Annotated in this window: 21 protein-coding genes; 9 read left to right on the forward strand and 12 right to left on the reverse strand. The window is 61.3% G+C overall.

What is annotated here, in order from left to right:
* The first annotated feature begins 8 nt into the window (after window positions 1-8).
* The 3 genes from PF1751_RS06695 to pcaC are packed head-to-tail and all read left to right on the forward strand — an operon-like array spanning window position 9 to window position 2,575.
* The gene (locus PF1751_RS06695) at window positions 9-1,364 is read left to right on the forward strand and encodes a 3-carboxy-cis,cis-muconate cycloisomerase (protein WP_044286745.1); all 1,356 of its coding nucleotides are present in this window, start codon (window positions 9-11) and stop codon (window positions 1,362-1,364) included.
* Between the two features lie 10 nt (window positions 1,365-1,374).
* On the forward strand, window positions 1,375-2,166 hold the full coding sequence (pcaD, locus tag PF1751_RS06700) for a 3-oxoadipate enol-lactonase (RefSeq protein ID WP_021492378.1): 792 nt from the start codon (window positions 1,375-1,377) through the stop codon (window positions 2,164-2,166).
* Window positions 2,167-2,176: 10 nt separating this feature from the next.
* The gene (gene pcaC / locus PF1751_RS06705) at window positions 2,177-2,575 is read left to right on the forward strand and encodes a 4-carboxymuconolactone decarboxylase (RefSeq protein WP_010212318.1); all 399 of its coding nucleotides are present in this window, start codon (window positions 2,177-2,179) and stop codon (window positions 2,573-2,575) included.
* Between the two features lie 133 nt (window positions 2,576-2,708).
* Here the strand turns inward: pcaC and PF1751_RS06710 are convergent, their stop codons facing one another.
* The 6 genes from PF1751_RS06710 to PF1751_RS06735 form a co-directional block, all read right to left on the reverse strand.
* On the reverse strand, window positions 2,709-3,608 hold the full coding sequence (locus PF1751_RS06710; protein WP_044286746.1) for a polysaccharide deacetylase family protein: 900 nt from the start codon (window positions 3,606-3,608) through the stop codon (window positions 2,709-2,711).
* Between the two features lie 118 nt (window positions 3,609-3,726).
* Window positions 3,727-5,229, reverse strand: a complete 1,503-nt coding sequence (locus tag PF1751_RS06715) for a M91 family zinc metallopeptidase (protein WP_080923183.1) — start codon at window positions 5,227-5,229, stop codon at window positions 3,727-3,729.
* 90 nt (window positions 5,230-5,319) lie between these two features.
* Window positions 5,320-6,570, reverse strand: coding sequence for an OprD family porin (locus tag PF1751_RS06720; RefSeq protein ID WP_010212315.1), 1,251 nt, complete (start codon window positions 6,568-6,570; stop codon window positions 5,320-5,322).
* A gap of 199 nt (window positions 6,571-6,769) precedes the next feature.
* Window positions 6,770-8,227: an AdeC/AdeK/OprM family multidrug efflux complex outer membrane factor gene (gene adeC, locus PF1751_RS06725; protein ID WP_010212314.1), complete on the reverse strand. Its 1,458-nt coding sequence runs from the start codon at window positions 8,225-8,227 to the stop codon at window positions 6,770-6,772.
* Window positions 8,224-11,385, reverse strand: coding sequence for an efflux RND transporter permease subunit (locus PF1751_RS06730; protein WP_010212313.1), 3,162 nt, complete (start codon window positions 11,383-11,385; stop codon window positions 8,224-8,226). The genes adeC and PF1751_RS06730 overlap by 4 nt, the downstream gene beginning before the upstream one ends.
* Before the next feature lie 3 nt (window positions 11,386-11,388).
* A complete protein-coding gene (locus PF1751_RS06735; RefSeq protein ID WP_010212312.1) occupies window positions 11,389-12,543 on the reverse strand; it encodes an efflux RND transporter periplasmic adaptor subunit in 1,155 nt (384 codons plus the stop codon).
* A 286-nt stretch (window positions 12,544-12,829) separates the two neighbouring features.
* Between PF1751_RS06735 and PF1751_RS06740 the strand changes: the two genes are divergently transcribed.
* Window positions 12,830-13,462, forward strand: a complete 633-nt coding sequence (locus tag PF1751_RS06740) for a TetR family transcriptional regulator (RefSeq protein WP_010212311.1) — start codon at window positions 12,830-12,832, stop codon at window positions 13,460-13,462.
* 255 nt (window positions 13,463-13,717) lie between these two features.
* Here PF1751_RS06740 and PF1751_RS06745 read toward each other — a convergent pair whose 3' ends face one another.
* Genes PF1751_RS06745 through PF1751_RS06755 form a run of 3 tightly spaced genes read right to left on the reverse strand, consistent with a single transcriptional unit; the run spans window position 13,718 to window position 16,309 of the window.
* Window positions 13,718-14,773, reverse strand: coding sequence for an alkene reductase (locus PF1751_RS06745; RefSeq protein ID WP_010212309.1), 1,056 nt, complete (start codon window positions 14,771-14,773; stop codon window positions 13,718-13,720).
* 29 nt (window positions 14,774-14,802) lie between these two features.
* Window positions 14,803-15,969, reverse strand: coding sequence for an MFS transporter (locus PF1751_RS06750; RefSeq protein ID WP_010212307.1), 1,167 nt, complete (start codon window positions 15,967-15,969; stop codon window positions 14,803-14,805).
* Window positions 15,970-15,982: 13 nt separating this feature from the next.
* Complete coding sequence (locus PF1751_RS06755; protein WP_010212305.1) at window positions 15,983-16,309, reverse strand: ArsR/SmtB family transcription factor; 327 nt, start codon at window positions 16,307-16,309, stop codon at window positions 15,983-15,985.
* Window positions 16,310-16,463: 154 nt separating this feature from the next.
* On the opposite strand from PF1751_RS06755, the gene PF1751_RS06760 reads away from it, so the two are divergent.
* Window positions 16,464-17,048, forward strand: coding sequence for an acyl carrier protein phosphodiesterase (locus PF1751_RS06760; RefSeq protein ID WP_044286747.1), 585 nt, complete (start codon window positions 16,464-16,466; stop codon window positions 17,046-17,048).
* Window positions 17,049-17,154: 106 nt separating this feature from the next.
* On the opposite strand, the gene PF1751_RS06765 is transcribed toward PF1751_RS06760, so the two are convergent.
* Both PF1751_RS06765 and olsB read right to left on the reverse strand, forming a co-directional pair.
* On the reverse strand, window positions 17,155-17,946 hold the full coding sequence (locus tag PF1751_RS06765) for a lysophospholipid acyltransferase family protein (protein ID WP_010212301.1): 792 nt from the start codon (window positions 17,944-17,946) through the stop codon (window positions 17,155-17,157).
* Entirely contained in the window at window positions 17,946-18,701 is a 756-nt protein-coding gene (gene olsB, locus PF1751_RS06770; protein WP_003172415.1) for an L-ornithine N(alpha)-acyltransferase, read from the reverse strand. The genes PF1751_RS06765 and olsB overlap by 1 nt, the downstream gene beginning before the upstream one ends.
* Window positions 18,702-18,887: 186 nt before the next feature.
* Between olsB and PF1751_RS06775 the strand changes: the two genes are divergently transcribed.
* Entirely contained in the window at window positions 18,888-19,961 is a 1,074-nt protein-coding gene (locus PF1751_RS06775; RefSeq protein WP_044286748.1) for a serine hydrolase domain-containing protein, read from the forward strand.
* A complete protein-coding gene (locus PF1751_RS06780; RefSeq protein ID WP_010212295.1) occupies window positions 19,958-20,272 on the forward strand; it encodes a hypothetical protein in 315 nt (104 codons plus the stop codon). The genes PF1751_RS06775 and PF1751_RS06780 overlap by 4 nt, the downstream gene beginning before the upstream one ends.
* A 183-nt stretch (window positions 20,273-20,455) precedes the next feature.
* Here PF1751_RS06780 and PF1751_RS06785 read toward each other — a convergent pair whose 3' ends face one another.
* Window positions 20,456-20,746, reverse strand: coding sequence for a DUF3077 domain-containing protein (locus tag PF1751_RS06785; RefSeq protein WP_010212293.1), 291 nt, complete (start codon window positions 20,744-20,746; stop codon window positions 20,456-20,458).
* Window positions 20,747-21,036: 290 nt separating this feature from the next.
* Here PF1751_RS06785 and PF1751_RS06790 point away from each other — a divergent pair, with 290 nt between their 5' ends.
* Together PF1751_RS06790 and PF1751_RS06795 are read left to right on the forward strand one after the other, a co-directional pair.
* On the forward strand, window positions 21,037-21,627 hold the full coding sequence (locus PF1751_RS06790; protein WP_010212292.1) for a YceI family protein: 591 nt from the start codon (window positions 21,037-21,039) through the stop codon (window positions 21,625-21,627).
* 1 nt (window position 21,628) lies between these two features.
* On the forward strand, window positions 21,629-22,786 hold the full coding sequence (locus PF1751_RS06795; RefSeq protein WP_021492369.1) for a phospholipase D-like domain-containing protein: 1,158 nt from the start codon (window positions 21,629-21,631) through the stop codon (window positions 22,784-22,786).
* The last annotated feature ends 31 nt before the right edge of the window (window positions 22,787-22,817 follow it).

A 22,817-nucleotide genomic window follows, 5' to 3' on the forward strand; every position in this document is an offset into this window, starting at 1 on the left:
GACGCGTTATGACTTTGCGCACGAGCAATCAATTGTTCGACGCTTACTTCACGGGGGGCAGCATGGCCGAGGTGTTCTGCGACCAGGGACGCTTGCAGGGCATGCTGGATGTTGAAGCGGGCTTGGCCCGGGCCCAGGCCCAGGTCGGGGTGATTCCCCAGGCCGCCGTCGCACCGATCGCCCAGGCGTGCCTGGCCTCGTTGTATGACGTGGATGCCCTCGGCGCGGCGATTGCCACGGCGGGTAATTCGGCGATTCCGCTGGTGAAGGCGCTGGGTAAGTTGATTGCCAGTGAAGATGCCGGGGCTGAGCGCTACGTGCATCTGGGGGCGACCAGCCAGGATGTGATGGACACCGGCCTGGTGCTGCAACTGCGGCGGGCGGTGGAGTTGATCGAGGCGGATTTGGTGCGCCTGGGGGATAGGCTTGCCGCCCAGGCCCAGCGATATGCCGACGTGCCTTTGGCCGGGCGTACCTGGTTGCAGCATGCAACGCCGGTCACCCTGGGGATGAAAATCGCCGGCTGGCTGGGCGCGGTTACCCGCAACCGCCAGCGCCTGACGGCGCTGAAACCGCGCTTGCTGGTGCTGCAATTCGGTGGCGCATCCGGAACCCTGGCAGCGCTTGGTGAGCAGGCCATGCCGGTGGCCGAAGCGCTGGCGGCTGAGTTGCAACTGAGCTTGCCCGAGCAACCCTGGCACACCCAACGGGATCGCTTGGTAGAGTTCGCCAGCGTGCTCGGCCTGATCGCCGGCAGCCTGGGCAAATTGGGCCGTGATATCAGTTTGTTGATGCAGACCGAAGCTGCCGAGGTGTTCGAGCCGTCGGCTCCGGGCAAGGGCGGCTCGTCCACCATGCCGCACAAGCGCAACCCGGTGGGTGCGGCCGTGCTGATCAGCGCCGCTACCCGAGTGCCGGGCCTGGTCTCGACGATGTTCAGCGCCATGCCCCAAGAGCACGAACGCAGCCTGGGCCTGTGGCATGCGGAATGGGAAACCCTGCCGGAGATCTGCCGTTTGGTGTCCGGCGCTTTACATCAGGCGTTGCTGGTGAGCGAAGGCCTGGAAGTCGATCCGCAGCGCATGGCGCAAAACCTCGACCTGACCCACGGCCTGGTACTGGCCGAGGCCGTCAGCATCGTGCTTGCCCAGCGCCTCGGTCGCGAAACCGCCCACCATCTGCTGGAGCAGTGCTGCAAGCGTGCCGTCGCAGAGGGGCGTCACCTGCGTGCGGTCCTGGCGGATGAGCCGCAAGTCACCGCCGAACTGTCCGCGATTGAGCTGGACCGTTTGCTTGATCCTGCCCACTACCTGGGCCAGGCCCACACCTGGGTCACCCGCGCCGTAGCCGAACACTTTGCTTGAGGAGACCACCGTGGCATTTGTACAACTCGCCGAGGGCGAACTGCATTACCAATTGGACGGGCCTGAGGGTGCGCCAGTACTGGTGCTCTCCAACTCGCTGGGCACCGACCTGCACATGTGGGACCTCCAGATCCCGGCCTTCACCCAGCATTTTCGCGTGCTGCGTTTCGATACCCGTGGCCATGGCAAATCCCTGGTTACCCCAGGCCCCTACAGCATTGAGCAACTCGGTCAGGATGTGATCGCGCTGCTGGATGCACTGGATATCCAACGCGCGCATTTTTGCGGGCTGTCCATGGGCGGCCTGATTGGCCAATGGCTTGGTATCAATGCCGGGCAGCGTTTGCAGCGCCTGGTGGTGTGCAACACCGCCGCCAAGATCGGCACGCCCGAGGTGTGGAACCCGCGCATTGAAATGGTGCTGCGTGATGGCGCAGCGGCGATGGTAGCGCTGCGCGATGCATCGATTGCACGCTGGTTCACCGCGGACTTTGCGGCCGCCAACCCGTACCAGGCCAAGCAGATTACCGACATGCTGGCGGCCACATCGCCCGAAGGTTATGCCGCCAATTGTGCAGCGGTACGTGACGCGGATTTCCGCGAGCAACTGGCTTCGATCACAGTACCGACCCTGGTCATTGCCGGCACTGAAGATGCCGTCACACCGCCTGCGGGCAGCCACTTTATCCAGAACCATGTACAGGGCGCCGAGTACGCCGAGTTCTATGCGGCGCACTTGTCCAATGTGCAGGCCGGTGCGGCGTTCAGCGACTGCGTCATTGAATTCTTGTTGGGCTACTGAGGAGCTTTTCGTGGACGAGAAACAACGTTATGCCGAGGGCCTGCAGGTGCGCCGCGAAGTGCTGGGCGACGCCCATGTCGACCGCAGCCTCAATGCCCTGACCGAATTCAACAGCGAGTTCCAGGAAATGATCACCCGCCATGCCTGGGGTGACATCTGGACCCGTCCCGGTCTGCCCCGGCACACCCGTAGCCTGATCACCATCGCGATGCTGATCGGCATGAACCGCAGTGAAGAACTCAAGCTGCACCTGCGCGCCGCCGCGAGCAATGGCGTCACCCGCGCCGAGATCAAGGAAGTGCTGATGCAGAGCGCGATCTACTGCGGGATCCCGGCAGCGAACGCGACGTTTCACCTGGCGGAATCGGTGTGGGATGAGCTGGGCGTCGAGTCGCGCCAGGCTGACTGAGTTGAAATACGGTCAAAACGTGGGAGCGGGCTTGCTCGCGAAAGCGGTGGTTCAGTTAATACCTGTGCTGACTGACACATCGCATTCGCGAGCAAGCCCGCTCCCACCGCTAGTCTTTACCGGGTTTTAAACATCAGTGGGAGTCGGCGTCCCACACCCAATTCCACACGCCTGGCAGATGCACCTCTTCACTCACATCCTTGACCGTACGCGCCAGCGCCGCGCGCTGAAGCTGGGCCGTGTCGGTGTAGAAGGGCTCCGCGGACGTCTTCAGGCCGTTGATCCGGGCGCTGTCCAGCAGGATCTGCAGGTACTCCTGCATATGCCGCGCGGTGTAGCGGTTGATGTCGTGGAAGGTCACCACCACCGGTATCACACCGTCCACCGTCGGCAACTCACCCAACGCAATGCGCTCGCGCACTACCGACAACTGTCGATACAGATTGGCGCGCCTGCGCGGGCTGCCGTTGAAGCCCCAGATCTTGCCGTCATTGGCACTTAAATCCGTGAGCAGCACGTGCATGCCATGGCGCTGGTAGGCGGCGAAGGTGCGGCGGTCGTAATTCCAGAACGGCGGGCGCACCAGCACCGGCAGGCTGCCGGTGATCGCGGCAATATCGGCCGCGCCTCGGGTGAGGGTGCTTTCCAGTTCCGCGTCGTTCAGCCAGCGGTGGTTGGTGTGAAACCCCGTGGCGGTGTGGAAGGCCAGGATGTGACCGGCCGCATACTCGCGCTCCATGGTCTTGCGACCCCGTGAGCTGCCGCCGGAGCGAGCCGCTTCGGTCTGCAGGAAGAACACCGCCTTGATCTGCGGCAGCACCGGGTTCTGCGCCAGGTCGGCTATCACCGACCGGCTCGGGTTGTTGTAGCCCGACGCACTCGGGCCGTCATCGAAGGTCAGCAGGAAGCGGATCTGCGCCTGGGTTTGCAGGCGCTGTTCGGTCTCTGGCGTCAGGGCGATGGGCGAGCCAATGCAACCGCTGAGGCTCAAGGCCAGGGTCAGCATGGCGGATGCGATGGCGAAGGATTTCATGGTGTGCGCGGGCTCGAATGGAAGGCCGCTGCGGGGTGGATCAGCAGCGGCAGGCGCGCACCATACAGCAAGATGGGCGGTGGGAGGTTACAGGCTGACAAACGAGCATCGCTAAGGATCAGCCCACGTATTGTGTGCGCAGTGGCTTGCCCATCTCTTCAAGCAAGGCGTTTTCAGTGAAGGGTTTGGGGTTGGGGGTGGTCGCGGGTGTGGTGGGCAGCCCTACGGCCTGACGTTCGCTGTTGGGGACATCGTGTTGCTCGCCCTCGAATGTTTCAGTGGTCGAGCCCGATAAAGCCGTGCCGTTACCAGCGTTATAGGCATGAACCATTTCGTGATAGAGCGTCGTGATCGGCGAGTACGTGCTGGCACCCAGTACGTTCAGGGCGGAACGGTTGTAGATGATTTCAGCTCGATCAGCCCGAGACCCCGGCACACCGTCGACCATAAACCCCCACTTGGGGTCGTCCCCCACCACGGGGGGCCGTTCGTATTGCAGCAATGCCTTAAGTTCCTGACTGCCATAAACGTAGCCGCTACCCACGTCGACCCGATCCTCCACAAGCATCACCGGTGCGCCGTTACGTAGGGCGATCGCATTCATCTCGGCCAGCATCTGTTTGCCCTGGGGGGAACTGCGCAGCAAGGCCAGATCGTCTTCGACCCTTTGAATAAAATCGGCAGAGCCCTTGATGCGAAAACCTACAAGCGACGACTGGTCGGTTGTGACGGTGGTCAACACCGAGCCGTTGAGGCGCTTGATCGTATCGCCCGCTTGAGCGTAGATCCGGTCGCCAGGGCGATTGGCAATCACCTTGTCGCAGCCACTGCCGGTGTAGAACGTGCTGCGATCGTGGCCGATCAAGCGATCGTCACCGGGCCCTCCATGCAACACGGTATGACCGTTGCCCGCGTACAGTAAATCCTTACCGTTACCGCCATCCAGGTAGCTGGTTTTGCTTTTTGCACCCGCACCGGCGTAGAGGCGGTCATTGCCGTTGTTGCCGTACATCACGTTGTCGCCCGTACCGCCGATGAGTGTGTCGTCACCGTCGTTACCTTCGGCATAGCCAAGGCCGCTACCCAGGCGCAGCACATCGTCGCCTTTACCACCGAACAGGCGGGTGTAGCCCGCGCCGGCCTGCACACGGTCATTGCCGTCGCCGGCCTCCACGATGACGGGCTGCGTCACGTTGGCGTCGATGCGGATGTTGTCGTTACCGCCGTGGGTCTTGAGATGAAAGGTGAGTGCTTTACCGTCTTTATCCTGACTGTCAAAACGATATAACCGGCCGTTGACCCGAACATCCAGTTGGCCGGAGTACGTCTGGCTGATATGGACCCGGTCGGCCTTGTCGCCGGTTTCAAGAATCAGACTGTTGTTCAGGCTGAAGGAGTTGTCTTGCTCCCACACTGACTGGCCGCTGGCTTTTAAATTGCCGTCATCCAGAAAGGGGTGTCGGTGAGCTTGGACCGGTTTGTCGGGCGTGAGTACCGGGCGGGGGCGTAATACAAGGCCATAGTGGCTATTGTTGAAGGCTGTAGGGCGCGCAGTCGTCGAACTGTGCGCCCCGGCAGGCAGGTTGGGTTGAGCGTGTGCAATACGGTTTGAAACGTCCATGTGTAATCCCTATAGGGGGCCTGGTATTGACCCTGTCTCCTGGAATTGTCCTGACGCTTCAGATGGTTCCTCCAGAAATGTAATTCGGTCTTACAGCAGGCTGATCGGGTAACTGACGATCAACCGGTTTTCATCGAACTCATTGTTGCTGTAGTCACGGCGCATGCTGGAATTACGCAGGCGCACCGTCAGGTTTTTCAGGCTGCCACTTTGCACGGTGTAGCCCAGTTCGCTTTCGCGGCCCCATTCCTTGCCGTCGGTGACGGTGCCGGTGTGCACGTTGCTGCCGCTGATGTAGCGGTTCATCAGGGTCAGGCCCGGCACACCGAGGGCGGCGAAGTTGTAGTCGTGGCGTACTTGCCAGGATTTCTCCTGGGCGTTGTCGTAGCTGGCGTTGTAGCTGTCGTTGGCCAGGGTGCCGCCGCTGGTTCCGTTAACGCGCATCCAGGCGCTGTTGCCGGTGAGTTTCTGCAGGCCGAGGTAGAAGGTGTTGCCGCCGTACTTGGCGGAGAACAGGCCCGACCAGGTCTTGTTGTCCAGCTCGCCGGCGCGGGCGCTGCCGTCGTCCTTGCCGTAGAAAAAACCGAGGTTGGCGCCCAGGGTCCAGTTGCCCAGCGGTTGGCTGTGGATCAGGTTGATGAACTGCTGGCTGTAGATGTCTTTGAGTTGGGCATTCCACAGGCCGATCTGGGTGCGCTTGTCGTTGAACGCGTACTCGGCGCCCTGGAAGTTGAAGCGGTCGGAGGTGAACGCGGTTTTACCGAACATCGACAGGTCGTTCATGCTGCTGTCGTCCCGCGGGCTGTTGGCACGAAACTGGCCGCCGTAGAGGGTCAGGCCATCGATTTCTTTGGAAGTGATCTGGCCGCCGCGCAGGGTTTGCGGCAGGGAGCGGCCGTCGTCTGAGCGCAGGATCGGCAGCACCGGCATCCACTCGCCGACCTTCACTTCCGTCTTGGAAATGCGCGCCTTGAACGCCACGCCCAGGCGCCCGAATTCATCCGCAGGGCGGCCATCATGATCCAACGGCAGCAGTTGGGTGCCCCCGGTGCCGCGTCCGCCATCGAGCTTCAACGAATACAACCCCAGCACATCCACGCCGAAACCTACAGTGCCCTGGGTAAAGCCGGACTTGGCGTCGAGGATGAAGCTCTGGGTCCACTCCTGCGCACCCCCCTGGGCCTTGGTGGGGTTGGTGTAATTGCGGTTGAAGAAGAAATTGCGCAGGTTGAGGTTGGCGCTGGCGTCTTCGAGAAAACCGTGTTCTTCGGCGACGACGGGCAGGGCGAGACTGGCGACAGCGGTTGCCAGCAGCAGCCGGCGCGGGTGGAAAGTGCTCATGGCGAAAGGACCTGTTGTTATTGGGTTTATGCAGGTGGCGGCCATGGTGCGGGGCGGTGCGGGGGCGAGGAAAGTGGGGAAGGGCGGGTTGTGGGCGATGATCGAACGCAAGTTATCAGGGCAAAAGTGAGGCATAAAAAAACCGCTTCCGGTGAGGGAAGCGGTTTTTTTTGCAGCGGTGCGACTTTTTACAACACCATCAGAACAACTTCAGTGCCGGTGCTTCTTCTTTCAACGGCTCGTTCTTCGCGGTCTGCTCGTTCCAGCCGCCGCCGAGGGCTTTGTACAGGTTGACCTCGCTGGTCAGCTGCGCCAGGCGGTCGGTGATCAGCGATTGCTGGGCACTGAACAGTTGGCGTTGGGCATCGAGGAACGTCAGGTTGCTGTCGACACCAATGCGGTAGCGACGCTCGGCCAGGCGGTAGTAATCCTGGTTGGCTGCGACGAATCCGCGTTGGGCATCCAGTTGCTGCTTGTAGGTTTCACGTGCGGCGAGGCCGTCGGACACTTCCTGGAAGCCGGTCTGGATCGCCTTCTCGTAGTTCGCCACATTGATCTCTTTCTGGATCTTCGAATAGTCCAGGCTGGCGCGCAGGCTGCCGGCGTTGAAGATCGGGATGTTGATCTGCGGGGCGAACGACCAGGTGCCCGAACCGCCCTTGAACAAACCGCCCAGGTTCGGGCTTGCGGTGCCGGCGCTGGCGGTCAGGGTGATGCTCGGGAAGAACGCGGCACGCGCCGCGCCGATGTTGGCATTGGCCGCCTTGAGGTTGTACTCGGCTTGCACAATGTCGGGACGACGTTGCAGCAGGTCCGATGGCAAGCCGGCCGGCACTTCGCTGAGCAGGTCATCCGACAGCGGCTTGCTGGTGATATTCGCCGGCAGGCCGGTGCCCAGCAGCAGGGTCAGGCTGTTTTCGTCCTGGGCCACCTGGCGGGTATAGCGTGCCAGGGCAACCCGGGCGTTTTCCACCGAGGTCCGCGACTGGCTCAGGTCGAGGGCCGAGGCCACGCCGACTTCGTTGCTGCGCGAGGTGAGCTTGAAGCTCTGCTCGTAGGCATCCAGGGTGTCCTGGGTGAGCTTGAGCAGTTCCTTGTCGGCCTGCCAGGTCAGGTAGGCATTGGCCACGCTGGCCACCAGGCTGATCTGGGTGCTGCGCCGCGCTTCTTCAGTGGCGAAGTACTTTTGCAGGGCTTCTTCACTCAGGCTGCGCACGCGACCGAACAGGTCCAGCTCATAAGAACTGATCCCGAGACCGGCCGAGTATTGGCTGCTGATGGTCGACTCGCCAGTCTGCGACAGGCGGGCCGGAGTGCGCGAACGGCTGCCGCTGCCCGTGGCCGAAACGGCCGGGAACAGGTCGGCGCGCTGGATCTGGTATTGCGCGGCATACGCGTCGATGTTCAGGGCCGCGACCCTCAGGTCACGGTTGTTCACCAGCGCGGTCTGGATCAGCTGTTGCAGGGCAGGGTCATGGAAAAACTGCTTCCAGCCCTGCTCGGCAGCGGCCTGGCTCGGCGCCTGGGCCGACGAATACGCCGGCCCCTGCGGGAACTGTGCGGCCACCGGCGCTTCGGGGCGCTGATAGTCAGGTATCAGCGAGCAGCCACTGAGCACGAATGCCGTGACGGCTAGGGAAAGTAGCGACTTGCTCATTGGCCAGCCTCTTTAGGGGTTTCAGTTGTGTCAGTCTTTTTACGCTCGCCAGCAGCGGATACGGTTGCGAAGAACAACGGCACCCAGAAGATCGCCAATACAGTGGCCGTGATCATACCGCCGATGACACCGGTACCGATGGCGTGCTGGCTACCCGAACCTGCGCCCGAGGAGATCGCCAGCGGCAATACGCCGAGGATGAACGCCATGGAGGTCATGATGATCGGCCGCAGACGCATGCGTGACGCCTCGATGGCCGCCTCGACGATGCCTTTGCCTTGTTCGTGGAGCTCTTTGGCAAACTCCACGATCAGGATGGCGTTTTTCGCCGCCAAGCCCACCGTCACCAACAGGCCCACCTGGAAGAACACGTCGTTGGACAACCCGCGCATGCTGGTCGCTATCAACGCACCCACAACCCCCAGGGGCACTACCAGGATCACCGCGATCGGGATCGACCAGCTTTCGTACAGTGCCGCGAGGCAGAGGAACACTACCAGCAGCGACAGGGCGTACAGCGCAGGTGCCTGGGAGCCGGACAGACGTTCTTCGTACGACAGACCGGTCCACGCATAGCCAATACCTGCCGGCAGTTGCTTGGCAATACGCTCGACTTCGGCCATGGCGTCACCGGTACTGTAACCCGGTGCCGGAGTACCGAGGATTTCCATCGCCGCTACACCGTTGTAGCGCGAGAGTTTCGGCGAACCGAAGATCCACTTGCCCGACGCGATGGCGGACAACGGCACCATCTTCCCGGAGTCGCTGCGCACGTACCATTTGTTCAGGTCTTCAGGCGACATGCGGCTGGCGGCTTCACCTTGTACGTACACCTTCTTCACCCGACCGCGGTCGATGAAGTCGTTGACGTAGCTGCCACCCAGGGCAATCGCCAGGGTCTGGTTGATGCTCGACAGGGTGATGCCTTGGGCACTGGCCTTCTCGTCGTCGACGGTGAGCTCGTACTGCGGCTCATCGTTCACGCCGTTGGGGCGCACACCTGCCAGAATCTTGCTTTGTGCTGCCATACCGAGGAACTGGTTACGCGCCGCCATCAATTTATCGTGGCCGACCCCGCCCTGGTCTTGCAGGAACACGTCGAAGCCCGTGGCGTTACCCAGTTCCAGTACAGACGGCGGCACGATGGCAAATACCATGGCGTCCTTGAAGGTCTGCATGAAGTAGCCCTGGGCGCGCTTGGCGATCTCGAACACCGAGGTGGAGGCGTCACGTTCGTCCCACGGCTTGAGCATCACAAAGGCCAGGCCCGAGCTTTGGCCACGACCGGCGAAGTTGAAGCCGTTTACGGTAAATACCGATTTCACGCCTTTGCCTTCGCCCGGCTCGCCTTCCTTGTCGTTGAGCAGGAAGATGCGCATATCGTCGATGACTTTTTGCGTCCGTTCAGCCGTAGAACCGACCGGCGTCTGTACCTGGGCAAAGATCACGCCCTGGTCTTCATCGGGCAGGAACGCCGCAGGGATGCGCATGAACAGCCAGATCATGCCGGCGATAACCAGTGCGTACACCAGGAACGCCGGGATCTTGTGCTTGATCATGTTACCCACGCCGCGCTCGTAGCTCAGTACGCCACGGTCGAAGGTGCGGTTGAACCAGCCGAAGAAACCACGCTTGGGTTGGCCGTGTTTTTCCGGGTCGATCGGCTTGAGCATGGTGGCGCACAAGGCCGGGGTGAAGATCAGCGCAACCAGTACCGACAACGCCATGGCCGAAACGATGGTGATGGAGAACTGTTTGTAGATCACACCGGTGGAACCACCGAAGAATGCCATCGGCAACAGTACCGCCGACAGTACCAGGGCAATACCCACCAGGGCACCCTGGATCTGGCCCATGGACTTGACCGTCGCTTCTTTGGGCGACAGGTGTTCCTCGGCCATCACCCGCTCGACGTTTTCCACCACGACGATGGCGTCATCCACCAGCAAGCCGATGGCCAGGATCATGCCGAACATGGTCAAGGTGTTGATGGTGAAACCGAACGCCGCCAGGATCCCGAAGGTACCCAACAGCACCACCGGTACGGTCATGGTGGTGATGATGGTGGCACGGAAGTTCTGCAGGAACAGGAACATCACCAGGAACACCAGCACGATCGCTTCGACCAGGGTATGGACTACACCGGAGATCGATTCGGTCACGACCGGGGTGGTGTCATACGGCACCACCGCCTTCATGCCTGGCGGGAAGAACGGTTCGAGCTGCGCTACGGTGGCACGGATTGCTTTGCCGGTGTCCAGGGCGTTGGCGCCCGAAGCCAGCTTGATCGCCATACCGGAAGCCGGCTTGCCGTTGAACTGTGCAGCGATGCTGTAGTTCTGGCCACCCAGCTCAATACGCGCGACATCCTTCAGGCGTACCTGGGAGCCGTCTGTATTGACTTTCATGAGGATGTTGCCGAACTGCTCCGCCGTCTGCAGGCGCGTCTTGCCAATGATGGTCGCGTTCAACTGAGTGCCGGGCAGGGCAGGCAGGCCACCCAGTTGGCCGGTAGCCACCTGCACGTTCTGTGCGGAGATCGCGGTGCTGACATCCACTGGCGTGAGCTGGTAATTGTTCAGCTTGCTTGGGTCAAGCCAGATGCGCATGGCGTACTGCGAACCAAACACCTGGAAGTCACCGACACCTGCGGTCCGGGAAATCGGGTCCTGGATGTTCGACACGATGTAGTTGGACAGGTCGTCCTTGGTCATGCTGCCGTCTTCCGACACCAGACCGATCACCATCAGGAAGTTCTTCACCGACTTGGTCACGCGGATACCCTGCTGCTGCACTTCTTGCGGCAGCAGTGGAGTCGCCAGGTTCAGTTTGTTCTGCACCTGAACCTGGGCGATGTCCGGGTTGGTACCCTGGTTGAACGTTACGGTGATGGTCATGCTGCCGTCGGAGTTACTGTCCGAGGAAACATAACGCAGGTTGTCGATACCGTTGAGCTGTTGCTCGATGACCTGCACCACGGTGTCCTGCACGGTTTGTGCGGACGCGCCTGGGTAGGTCACCTGGATGTCGATGGCGGTCGGCGCGATGGCCGGGTATTGGTTGATGGGCAACTTCAGGATCGACAGTGCCCCGACCAGCATGATCACCAGGGCAATAACCCAGGCGAAAATGGGGCGGTCGATAAAAAATTTCGACATGGATTACTCCCCTTTGCCAGCAGCGGCAGCAGGAGCAGCAGCACTGCCGGCGTCAGCAGGTTTGGCGTTGTCGGCCGCCTTGACCTTGACCTCGGCGCCCGGCTTGACGTACTGCAAGCCTTCTGTGATCACACGGTCGCCGGCGTTCAAGCCCTTTTCCACCAGCCAGTAGGCGCCGTAAGTACGGTTGGCCACCAGTTCGCGCTGCTCGACCTTGTTGTCGGCGTTGACGACCAGCGCTGTTGGAGTGCCCTTCAGGTCACGGGTTACGCCTTGCTGCGGGGCCAGGATTGCCTTGCTGTTCACACCGGCTTGCAACTGGGCGTGAACGAACATGCCCGGCAGCAAGGTGTGGTCAGGGTTCGGGAACACGGCGCGCAGGGTCACGGAACCGGTGGTCTGGTCGACCGACACTTCGGAGAACTCCAGCTTGCCATCCACGCCATAGGCGCTGCCGTCTTCCAGGGTCAGCTTGACTTTGGCGGCGTTGTCGCCGGCTTTTTCCAGTTGGCCGCTGGCCAGGTCGCGGCGCAGTTTCAGCATTTCTGCCGAAGACTGTGTGACGTCGACGTAGATCGGGTCCAGTTGCTGGATCACGGCCATGGCATCGGCCTGGCCGTTGCTGACCAGTGCGCCTTCGGTCACCGAAGAACGACCAATACGCCCGGAGATCGGCGCGAACACTTTGGTGTAACGCACGTTGATCTGGGCGGTTTGCACGTTGGCTTCCGACGTCATGCGGTTGGCGACGGCAGTGTCGTACTCCTGACGGCTGACGGCTTGCTCATCGACCAACTGCTTGTAGCGGTCGCTGATCGACTTGCTCTGGGTCAGGCTCGCTTGTGCACTTTTCAGGGTGGCTTCATACACCGAAGGGTCGATCTGGTAGAGCTGTTGCCCTTCCTTCACGTCGCCGCCTTCCTTGAACAGGCGCTTGAGAATGATGCCGTTGACCTGCGGTCGCACTTCCGCAATGCGGTACGCGGTGGTGCGACCCGGCAATTCGGAGGTGAGCGTAAAGGCTTGCGGTTGGATAGTGACCACGCCGACCTGAGGGATTTGAGCGGGCGGAGCCGCTTCTTCCTTTTTACATCCGCTGAGCAGCGATGCCAGGGCGACGGCAGTGACCAGAGCGGTAACAGCTGGCTTAAGTTGCATGAAGATCCTCGGGTCAGGCGCGCAGGATGCGCACAAGAAGGGTGGAAGGGTAAAAAACAAACACTGAGTAGATAAGTAGCTTGCTACGCAATATACTTACGTTCATGGTTGTTTGTAAACTCTTGACAGGCTGCGCGGAGTGTTGACAAAGCAACGCCCAAAGCCTCGATTCCATTACGTTCGGCACCCATGACGGTGTCGTCCCACAAATATTCGGATTATCGGTACTGGCGGTTAATTCTGCGTTAACGATAGTCCCAAGTGTCCTGATTGAGGTTGTACTGCCATGGTTCGTCGCACCAAAGAGGAAGCTCAGGAAACGCGCAGCCAGATTCTTCAAGCCGCCGAGCAAGCGTTCTATGAACGCGGCGTCGCGCGGACCACGCTGGCGGACATCGCCGCGCTGGCCGGTGTGACGCGGGGTGCCATCTACTGGCATTTCAGTAACAAATCCGATTTGCTGCAGGCGCTGCTCGACACGCTGCATGAGCCGCTGGACGAGTTGGCCAGGGCCAGTGAAAGCGAGGACGAACTCGACCCGCTGGGCTGCATGCGCAAACTGTTGATTCATTTGTTTCATCAAGTGGCCCTGGACCCGAAAACCCGGCGCATCAACGAGATCTTGTTTCATAAGTGCGAATTCACCGATGAAATGTGCGACATGCGTCGCCAACGTCAGACCCATAGCCTCGAATGCAACCTGCGCATCGGCCTGACCTTGCGTAACGCGGTCCACCGCGGGCAACTTCCGGAAAATCTTGATACCACCCGTGGCGCGGTGTGCATCCATGCCTACATCAACGGGCTGATCGGCCAGTGGCTGCTGGTTCCCGACAGCTTCCAGTTACATCAGGAAGCCGAACGCTGGGTGGATGCGGGGCTGGACATGCTGCGTTGGAGCCCCAGTCTGCGCAATTAAGACAAAATGCGTAATTGCATCAGGTTGTGTCAACAGTAAAGCCCAAGGACAGTCAATCGTCCTTCCGCCTGATTAGTGGGGTGACTTTATATACGGGCTGTCCAGCGGTTGATAGGTAGCCGCCTAAGTATTTTGTAGCGATTTTGTTGCACGGTTGTGAAGGAGTATTGCTCTCAGGTCCCGCGTACTCGACAAGATAGGCGTAAAAAAGCCCCGGTTCCTGCGAACCGGGGCTTTTTCATTTCAGTTTTTACCTCACAGCGCCAGGGTCGGGTAGTCGATGTAGCCGACTGGGCCTTTGCCATAGAAGGTTTCCGGATGCGCTTCGTTCAGCGGCGCATCTGCCTTCAAGCGTGCTGGCAAATCCGGGTTGGCAATAAACGGCACACCGAAGGCCACCGCATCCGCTTTGCCCGAAGCCAGCCAGGTGTTGGCGCTGTCCTTGGTGAAGCGTTCGTTGGCGATGTACACGCCGCCGAAGGCTTTCTTGAGTTGTGGGCCGAGGCTGTCGCCGGCTTCTTTCTCACGGGAGCAGATGAACGCAATGCCACGCTTGCCGAGTTCGCTGGCGACGTAGGTGAAGGTTTCCGCCAGGTTGTCGTCGCCCATGTCGTGGGCGTCGGCCCGCGGTGCCAGGTGCACACCCACACGGCCAGCGCCCCAGACTTCGATGGCTGCATCGGTGACTTCCAGCAACAGGCGAGCGCGGTTTTCCAGGGAGCCGCCGTACTGGTCAGTGCGCTTATTGGTGCTGCTCTGCAGGAACTGGTCGAGCAGGTATCCGTTGGCGCCGTGGATTTCCACGCCGTCGAAACCGGCGGCCTTGGCGTTCTCGGCACCGGTGCGGTAGGCGTCGACGATGTCGGCGATTTCAGCGGTTTCCAAGGCGCGGGGGGTCGGGTAGTCGGCCAATGGGCGCACCAGGCTGACGTGGCCTTTAGGCTGGATTGCGCTCGGGGCCACCGGGGTTTCGCCGTTCAGGTACGACTCATGGGAAATACGGCCCACGTGCCACAGTTGCAGGAAGATCTTGCCGCCCGCGCCATGAACCGCCTTGGTGACGTTGGCCCAGCCGCGCACCTGATCGTTGGACCAGATGCCCGGTGTGTCCGGGTAGCCTACGCCCAACGGCGTCACGGACGTGGCTTCGCTGAGGATCAGCCCGGCGGAGGCGCGTTGCACGTAGTACTCGGCCATCAGCGCGTTGGGCACACGACCGGCGTCGGCACGGCAGCGGGTCAGCGGCGCCATGATGATGCGGTTCGACAGTTCCAGGTCGCCCAGTTTGATCGGATCGAAAATAGTCGTCATGGGGAAAGCACCTTTGTCTTTGAAGTGGATCAGTGGGTCGCAGGGGCCAGGTCGGCATCGCCGGTCTGGCGGAAAGTAATCAGGGTCACCAACAGCGCGAGGATCGCCAGGACCGCTGCGGCCAAGGGCACGCGGGTCAGGCCGAAACCGTGGGCAATCACACTGCCGCCCACCCAGGCGCCGAGGGCATTGCCGATGTTGAAAGCGCCGATGTTCAAGGTGGACACCAGGTTCGGTGCGGCCTTGCCGAAGGTCACCACGTTGATCTGCAACGCCGGCACGGCGGCGAACGACGCGGTGGCCCACAGGAACAGGGTGATTTCGGTCGGGATCACGGCGACGCTGGTCCAGGTCAGAGCCGTGGAGACCACCGCCATGCTGATGAACACGCCGATCAAGGTGGCCGCCAGGCGTTTGTCCGCCAATTTGCCGCCGATGATGTTGCCCACGGTGAGACCCAGGCCGATCAGCAGCAGGGTCCAGGTCACGCCCTTGGGCGACACGCCGGTGACATCGCCGAGCAGCGGCGCTACGTAGGTGAAGAGGGTGAACATGGACGCGGCAAACAGCGCGGTCATGCTCAGCGACAGCCAGATGCCGGCGCCCTTGAGGGCGGCCAGTTCGGCGCGCATGTCGAGTTTCTCTTCATCACGCTTGGCGGGCAGGAAGCGGATCAGGCCGATCAACGCCACCACACCAATCACCGTCACTGCCCAGAAGGTCGAGCGCCAGCCGGCTTCCTGGCCGAGTGCGGTACCCAGCGGTACGCCGAGCACGTTGGCCAGGGTCAGGCCGGTGAACATCAGGGCCACGGCCGAAGCTCGCTTGTTGGCGGGCACCAGGTTGGCGGCGACCACCGAACCAATACCAAAGAACGCACCGTGGCACAGCGCGGTGACGACACGGGCAAACATCAGCACGTTGTAGTCACTGGCCAGGGCGCAGAGCAGGTTGCCGATAATGAAGATACCCATCAACGCTACCAGGGCCGCCTTGCGAGGCAGCTTGGCGGTGGCCAGCGCCATGAAGGGCGCGCCGATGGCCACGCCCAGGGCGTAGCCGGTCACCAGCCAGCCGGCGCCGGGAATTGACACACCCAGGTCCGCTGCCACATCGGGCAGCAAGCCCATGATGACGAACTCGGTGGTGCCGATGGCGAAGGCACTGAGGGCCAGTATGAGTAGCGAGAGGGGCATTATCGTTTCCTTGTTACAACGCGGCGTTGTCGTCCGCGCTGAGTTCGGTGGTGAGCGCCGCGAGGAACGCCTGGATGGTGTCCTCGTTGCGTTTGAAAAAGTGCCACTGGCCGGCCTTCTGGCTGCTGATCAACCCGGCGCGTTGGAGGGTGGCCAGGTGGGCTGACACGGTCGACTGGGACAAGCCGCAGCGTTGGTCGATCTGCCCGGCGCAGATGCCGTATTCGTGGTTGTGCAATTGTTCGGGGAACTGCACTTTGGGGTCTTTCAGCCAGGTGAGGATGTCTCGTCGTACTGGGTGTGCCAGGGCTTTTATTATTTCGTCGAGGTCGATGGACATGGCAGATGCTCGGTTTTGTACAGCGTTATATCGCGATGAGGCGAACTTTATATCGGTCTATCCCGATAGACCAATATGATTTTGGTCTGAGCCTAGGCTTAATCGGTATATCGGGTTATAACGATACGTTGAGGGCAGTGATAGACTGCGCGCCATGAATTATCTCGCACATCTGCACCTGGGCGGCCAACTTCCTGCGCAACTGCTGGGCAGCCTGTATGGCGACTTCGTCAAAGGCCGCCTGCAGGGCCAGTTCAGCCCGCAAATTGAATCGGCGATCCAGCTGCATCGTTCCATCGACCGCTTCACCGACAGCCACCCGCTGGTGGGGGAGGCGCTGTCGCGCTTCAGCCTTACCCGTAGACGCTATGCCGGGATCGTCCTCGATGTGTTTTTCGATCACTGCCTGGCGCGGGACTGGACCTTGTATGCCGACCAGCCCCTTGAGCATTTCACGTCGCAGGTTTACCGCGTGCTGGCGGCCGAGCCGCAGTTGCCGGGGCGGCTGGCGCAGATTGCACCGTATATGGCGGCGGATGACTGGCTGGGCTCCTACCGCGAGTTTGCGGTGATGGAGCAGGTGTTGCGCGGGATCGCCCGGCGCCTGACACAGCCCGAGGAACTGGGGCATGCCATGCAGGAATTGCGCGAGTTGTATGAGCCGCTGAGTGAAGACTTCCGGTTGCTCTATCCCGAGCTGCAGGCCTTTGCACACTCCCGACTGACGCCATCGATTTAAGGTGGGAGCTGGCTTGCCTGCGATTGCAGTCTGCCAGTTGATACATGTGTTGCTGACCCACCGCTATCGCAGGCAAGTCAGCTCCCACACGTTGACCATGCCCGCTTTATGCCGCGAATGCCGGTCGAGCCGCGATCTGTTCTGCCTCGGGCAAGGGCCCAAACAACGCCTTTTGCACCGCCTGCTGCGCCTGATACGCCAGCGCCGCGCGTTCCTGCCCGGCACAGGCAATTGGCTTGAGCACATGGATTTCCACATCGCCCTGGTCGTTGGCAAATAAGCGCATCAGGTGCGACAACAAATCATCATCGCCAATAAAAGGCGCCAGCGGGTCCACTTGCCCCTCACGCAGATAACGGATCGCCACCGGTTGCAGGCATACATCCGCATCGATCGCACTGGCCAGCAAACGCCCGTGGAAAGTGCGCAGGCTGCGCCCGTCGGTGGTGGTGCCTTCGGGGAACATCAGCAGCGGGTGTTGTTGCTCCAGGTGACGGGTCATCTGCTTGCGGATCAACTGGCTATCGCCCGAACCCCGGCGGATAAACAAGCTGCCGGCTTTGGCCGCCAGCCAGCCTGCCACCGGCCAGGTACGCACTTCGGCCTTGGACAGGAACGACATCGGCGTCACCATGCCCAGCAGGGGAATGTCGGTCCAGGACACGTGATTGCTCACCCACAGCATCGGCGTTTGCGGCAACTCACCGTGCACCGTCACGCGAAAGGGCAGGGCGTTGGTCAGCCGCGCCATGAAGAACCGCGACCAGCGCTGGCGGCGCACCATCGAGTTGGCCACGCCCAACCGTTCGAACACGCCGAATACACTGGCCATGCTCAAGCCCAGTGCCACCACTAGCAGTACGCGGGCAATGCGCCCGTACACGCGCAGGCGGCTCATCACATGGCCGCCTTGAAGTGGCGTGCATAGCGCGGGCATAGCTCATCGCGCTTGAGCAGGATAAACACGTCGGCCACCTGGAAATCTTCATCCCAGCACGGCTCGCCGCAGATCTTCGCCCCCAGGCGCATGTAAGCCTTGAGCAGTGGCGGCATTTCGGCGATCACGTTGGACGGCAGGTCCAGCGCCGGCAGGGGTTTTTTCGGTTCGGCGCGCAGGTGTTCATTGCACAGGTAGCGTTCGCGCAGGCGCTGCATGATCGCGTGAGCCTGGATGCCGCCGTCGTGCATCGGGATGCTCGCGCAGCCCATCAAGTAGCTGTAGCCACCCTGGTTGAGCACTTCGGCCAACTCGCCCCACAACACGGCAATGGTGCCACCGTTGCGGTAGGCCGGATCGACGCAAGTGCGGCCGATTTCCAGGATCGGGCCTTGCAGGTGGAGCAAGCCATGCAGGCTGAATTCTTCTTCGCTGTAGAACCGACCCAAGGTGCTGGCAGCCTGGTGGTCCAGCAAGCGAGTGGTGGCCACCAGTCGACCGCTGTTCAAGTCCCGCACGCCGATGTGGCTGCAGTGAACATCATAGTCATCCATGTCCAGGCCCAGTTCCGCGCCTTTCAGCTTGGCGTTGAATTCGCCGCTGAACACGTTGAACCGCAGGGCCTGGGCTTCCTGCAACGCCTGCGCGCCAACCAGGCGTTCGGCTTGCAGACGGCGTTCATTGCCGGTGTCGCTGATGCGGGCGATCTGAGTCATGGCGAGTCTCCGAGTGCCGGCCACGATTTCGGCCGGTCGACTTTGTTGTCCAAAGTCAGGCTATGGAGGCCCGGTGTCATCTCCATGAAGTTATGGTGACGCTTGGATGACAGCCCTCCATGTCGCAAATCTGTCATCACCCTCGGCTAGGCTCGCGGGCTTGAATGCCCCCTTGAGTTTGCGTCCATGGTCAGAGGCCTGTTGTGCGTTGCCCTGTTGTTCGTCACCGTTGCCGCTTACGCCGAAACCTGGCCCGATAAGGAATGGGCCAAGGGCACACCGCTCTCGGGTCCCGCAGTTGATGCTCTGGATGCTTACGCTTTTCCGGCGCGAGACGACGCCACCCGCCAAGGCATCCGCACTGACGCATTGTTGGTGATCCGCGACGGCCAGGTCGTCTACGAACGCTATGCCACGCCCACCACCGCCAGCACTCCGCACCTCACCTGGTCCGTCAGCAAAAGCCTGATGGCGACCGTGCTGGGCGTGGCCTACGGCGAAAACCGCTTCAAATTGACCGACCCCGCCGCGCGTTTTTACCCGTCGATGAAGCAGCACCCGACTGTGACCATGGCCGACTTGCTGCACTGGGCCTCGGGCCTCGACTGGCAGGAAGACTATGAATACGCGCCACTGAAATCTTCGGTGGTGGCGATGCTTTACACCCGTGGCCGCGGCGACATGGCTGACTTTGCCGCCGATACCGAGGCCGCCACTGCACCGGGCCAGGTGTTCCGGTACTCCAGCGGTGACACCAACATCCTGTCCGCCACCCTCAAAGGCATGCTCGGGCATAAGGCGTATATGAGTTACCCGTGGGATGCGTTGTTCAAGCCATTGGGGATCCGCAATGCCACCTGGGAAACCGACGCCGATGAAACCTTCGTCGCTTCCTCTTACGCCTACCTCACGGCTCGCGACCTGGCGCGTGTCGGCCTGTTGATGGCACGGGACGGCCGTTGGGGGGAACACCAGTTGCTGCCCAGAGACTGGGTTGCCTTCAACCGTCAGCCGTTCGATAACTACAAAGCCGGCCAGGACGAAGCCGTTCCCGGCGGTCACTGGTGGCTTAACCAAGGTGCGCCACGGCCCTGGCCAGACGCGCCCGCCGACACCTTTGCGGCCCTCGGCCATTGGGGTCAGGCGCTGTTTGTGATGCCTGAAGAACATCTAGTGATCGTACGCTACGGCGATGATCGCGATGGCAGCTATCGCCACAACGAACTGCTTAAACGCGTGCTTGCGGCGGTGCAGCCATGATCCGTCGTCGTCCGTTTACCAGCCTGTTTCTGCTGCTGTTGCTCGCCCTGCTGGGGTGGATCTGGCACGAGCGCGTCAACCTGCAAGCTTTCCCCGACATCATCGCGGCGTATACGGCCAAGGAGTATTGCTCGTGTCGGTATGTGGCGAACAACCCGGCGGAGTATTGCCGGGGGTATGTGAAGCAGTACGTGCCCACCAGTGCCTTTACCGATAACCCCGAGCGCAGTGAAGTCACGGCCAGCGGTTTGGGGCGTACGCACAGTGCACGGTGGTTGGGGGATCGGCAGGGCTGCCGCTTGAACCCCTGACACACCGCGACCCCATGTGGGAGCTGGCTTGCCTGCGATGATGGCGGCACAGGCGATAGTGATGTTGACTGACCTGCCGCTATCGCAGGCAAGCCAGCTCCCACAGGGGATTTGCACTAATCATTGGAAATGAGAGAAGCACTGGTAGGCGCCCGATGCACTGCATCGGGCGCGAACGACTTACTACGTGGCTGGGCTGCCAGGTTGCATAGCCAACAGCAGATCATCAATGATCGCTTTGCCCATTTCACCCAAATAGTGCGAGGCGAAAGCGAACTTCTCCGCCTTGGGGTCCATGGCGGCCTCAAGCGAGAGCATTTTTGCGTAATAAAGCACGTGCGAGGCGTGTTCAAGGGCTTCCAGCAGCGGAACCCCTGCGTTGACACGGAACACTTTCAAATGGCTTTTGTTTTCTCCGCAATCTGCAAAGGTCGCGGCGCCGATAGTTTCGGCTGAGGGTATTTCGTACGGCATAGCTTGCTCCTTTGGTACAACCAAAAAGAGCTGCCAGTCACGATTCCAAGCGTGGGGGTGGCAGCTGTACGCAGGTTGGAATCCGAGAAGAAGCAACTCGGCAGGCACAAGGCCTCCCACGTACAGTCGCGATAAAGCACAAACAGCAGGCACAAAAAAGCGCCGACTAATTGTTTGACGACGCTGTCGCGTGTTCTTTCCCGGGATTCCACGCCCGCTCATCACAGACTTTGCTTCCGCTCCAATGGACGGTTAAGGTTCGTTCAGGTTTTTCGCCCCGCGAGTTTTCAATGTTCAACGCTTCTGTGATCAAACCCCTGGCCTTCGCCCTCTTGGCCGCCGCCGCTGTGCCTGCCCATGCCGACTGGTATCTGGATAACGAGTCCTCGCGCCTGTCGTTCGTCACCACCAAGAACACCGAAATCGCCGAAGTGCAGCGCTTCCTGGTGTTGCACGGCAAAGTCGACAGCAAGGGCGCGGCGCAACTGGAGGTGGAGCTGGAGTCGGTCAACAGCGGCGTTCCGCTGCGCGACGAGCGCATGCGCAATCAGTTGTTCGAGATCAAGACGTTTCCAGACGCGCTGATCAACGCGCAGATCAACCTGCAACCGATCAACGATTTGGCCCCTGGTGCGCAATTGGAATTGCGCCTGCCGTTGTCCGTGACCCTGCACGGCAAGACCCAGACCTACAGCGCCGAGCTGCTGGCGACGCGCCTGGATGACCGGCGTTTCCAGGTGGTGACCCTGGAACCGCTGGTGGTGCATGCCGAGGACTTCGACCTGGCGCCGGGCGTGGCAGCGTTGCGCAAGGCGGCGGGGCTCAAGTCGATCAGTCTGTCGGTGCCGGTGGGTGCGGTGCTGATTTTCACGGCGCGCTGACATGAGCGGCGCGGTGTTCCCATGGCGCAGCGCCAACCGTTTCGAATTGCTGATCGATGGGCCGAATTTTTTTCCGCAGATGCTGGTGGGCATTGCCCGCGCCGAGCGGCAGGTCGAGCTGGAGTTGTACCTGGTGGAAGCCGGTGCCTGCGCCGAAGCGATGGTGCAGGCACTGGTCCTCGCCGCTGAGCGCGGCGTGCGGGTGCGCTGCCTCTTCGATGATTACGGCAGCCTGGCGTTTACCCTCGGGTTGCGCAAACGCTTGACGGACGCGGGTGTGGAGCTGCGTTTCTACAATCGTCTGAATTGGCGCCGCTGGATGCGCAACCTGTACCGCGATCATCGCAAACTGCTGTTGATTGACCAGGACATGGCCTTTGTGGGCGGCACCGGGGTGACCGATGAATTCTGGACGCCAGGCAACGACAGCGCCGACTGGCATGAAGTCATGGTGCAGATCAGCGGGCCGCTGGTTTTGGACTGGCAGGCGCTGTTCGATCGCCAATGGCATGCCAATGCAGCTCGTCGGGAGTGGAAACCCGCCACCCATTTCGGTTTGCCGCGGTTGCCCAAGGTGCCGGCGACGGGCCCCGGCCTGGGTCGGGTGGCCTATGCCGATGCCCGCCAGCACCGCGATATCCTGCAATCGCTGATCCGCGCCTTGAACAGCAGCCAGCAGCGTATCTGGCTGGCCACACCGTACTTCCTGCCGACCTGGAGCGTGCGCCGTGCCTTGCGCCGTGCCGCCGGGCGCGGCGTCGACGTGCGTTTGTTGCTCACCGGCCCGCGCACCGATCACCCGTCCGTGCGTTACGCCGGCCACCGTTATTACCCGCGCTTGCTGCGTTCGGGCGTGCAGATCTTTGAATACCAGCCGTGCTTCCTGCACTTGAAAATGGTGCTGGTGGACGATTGGGTAAGCATCGGCTCGTGCAATTTTGATCACTGGAATTTGCGCTTCAACCTGGAAGCCAACCTGGAAGCGCTGGACCCGGCATTGACCGAGGCCGTGGCGGGCAGTTTCGAACGGGATTTTACCCAGAGCCAGGCGGTCAGCCTGGAGGCGTGGAAGTCGCGGCCGTTGTGGCGACGGGTGAAGCAGCGGGTGTGGGGCTGGATTGATCGGTTGGTGGTCAACTTGCTTGACCGACGCGGCTAATCAGGTCACCTCGATCGAAATGTGGGAGCAG

This window comes from Pseudomonas simiae (assembly GCF_000934565.1).
GTDB lineage: Bacteria > Pseudomonadota > Gammaproteobacteria > Pseudomonadales > Pseudomonadaceae > Aquipseudomonas > Aquipseudomonas simiae.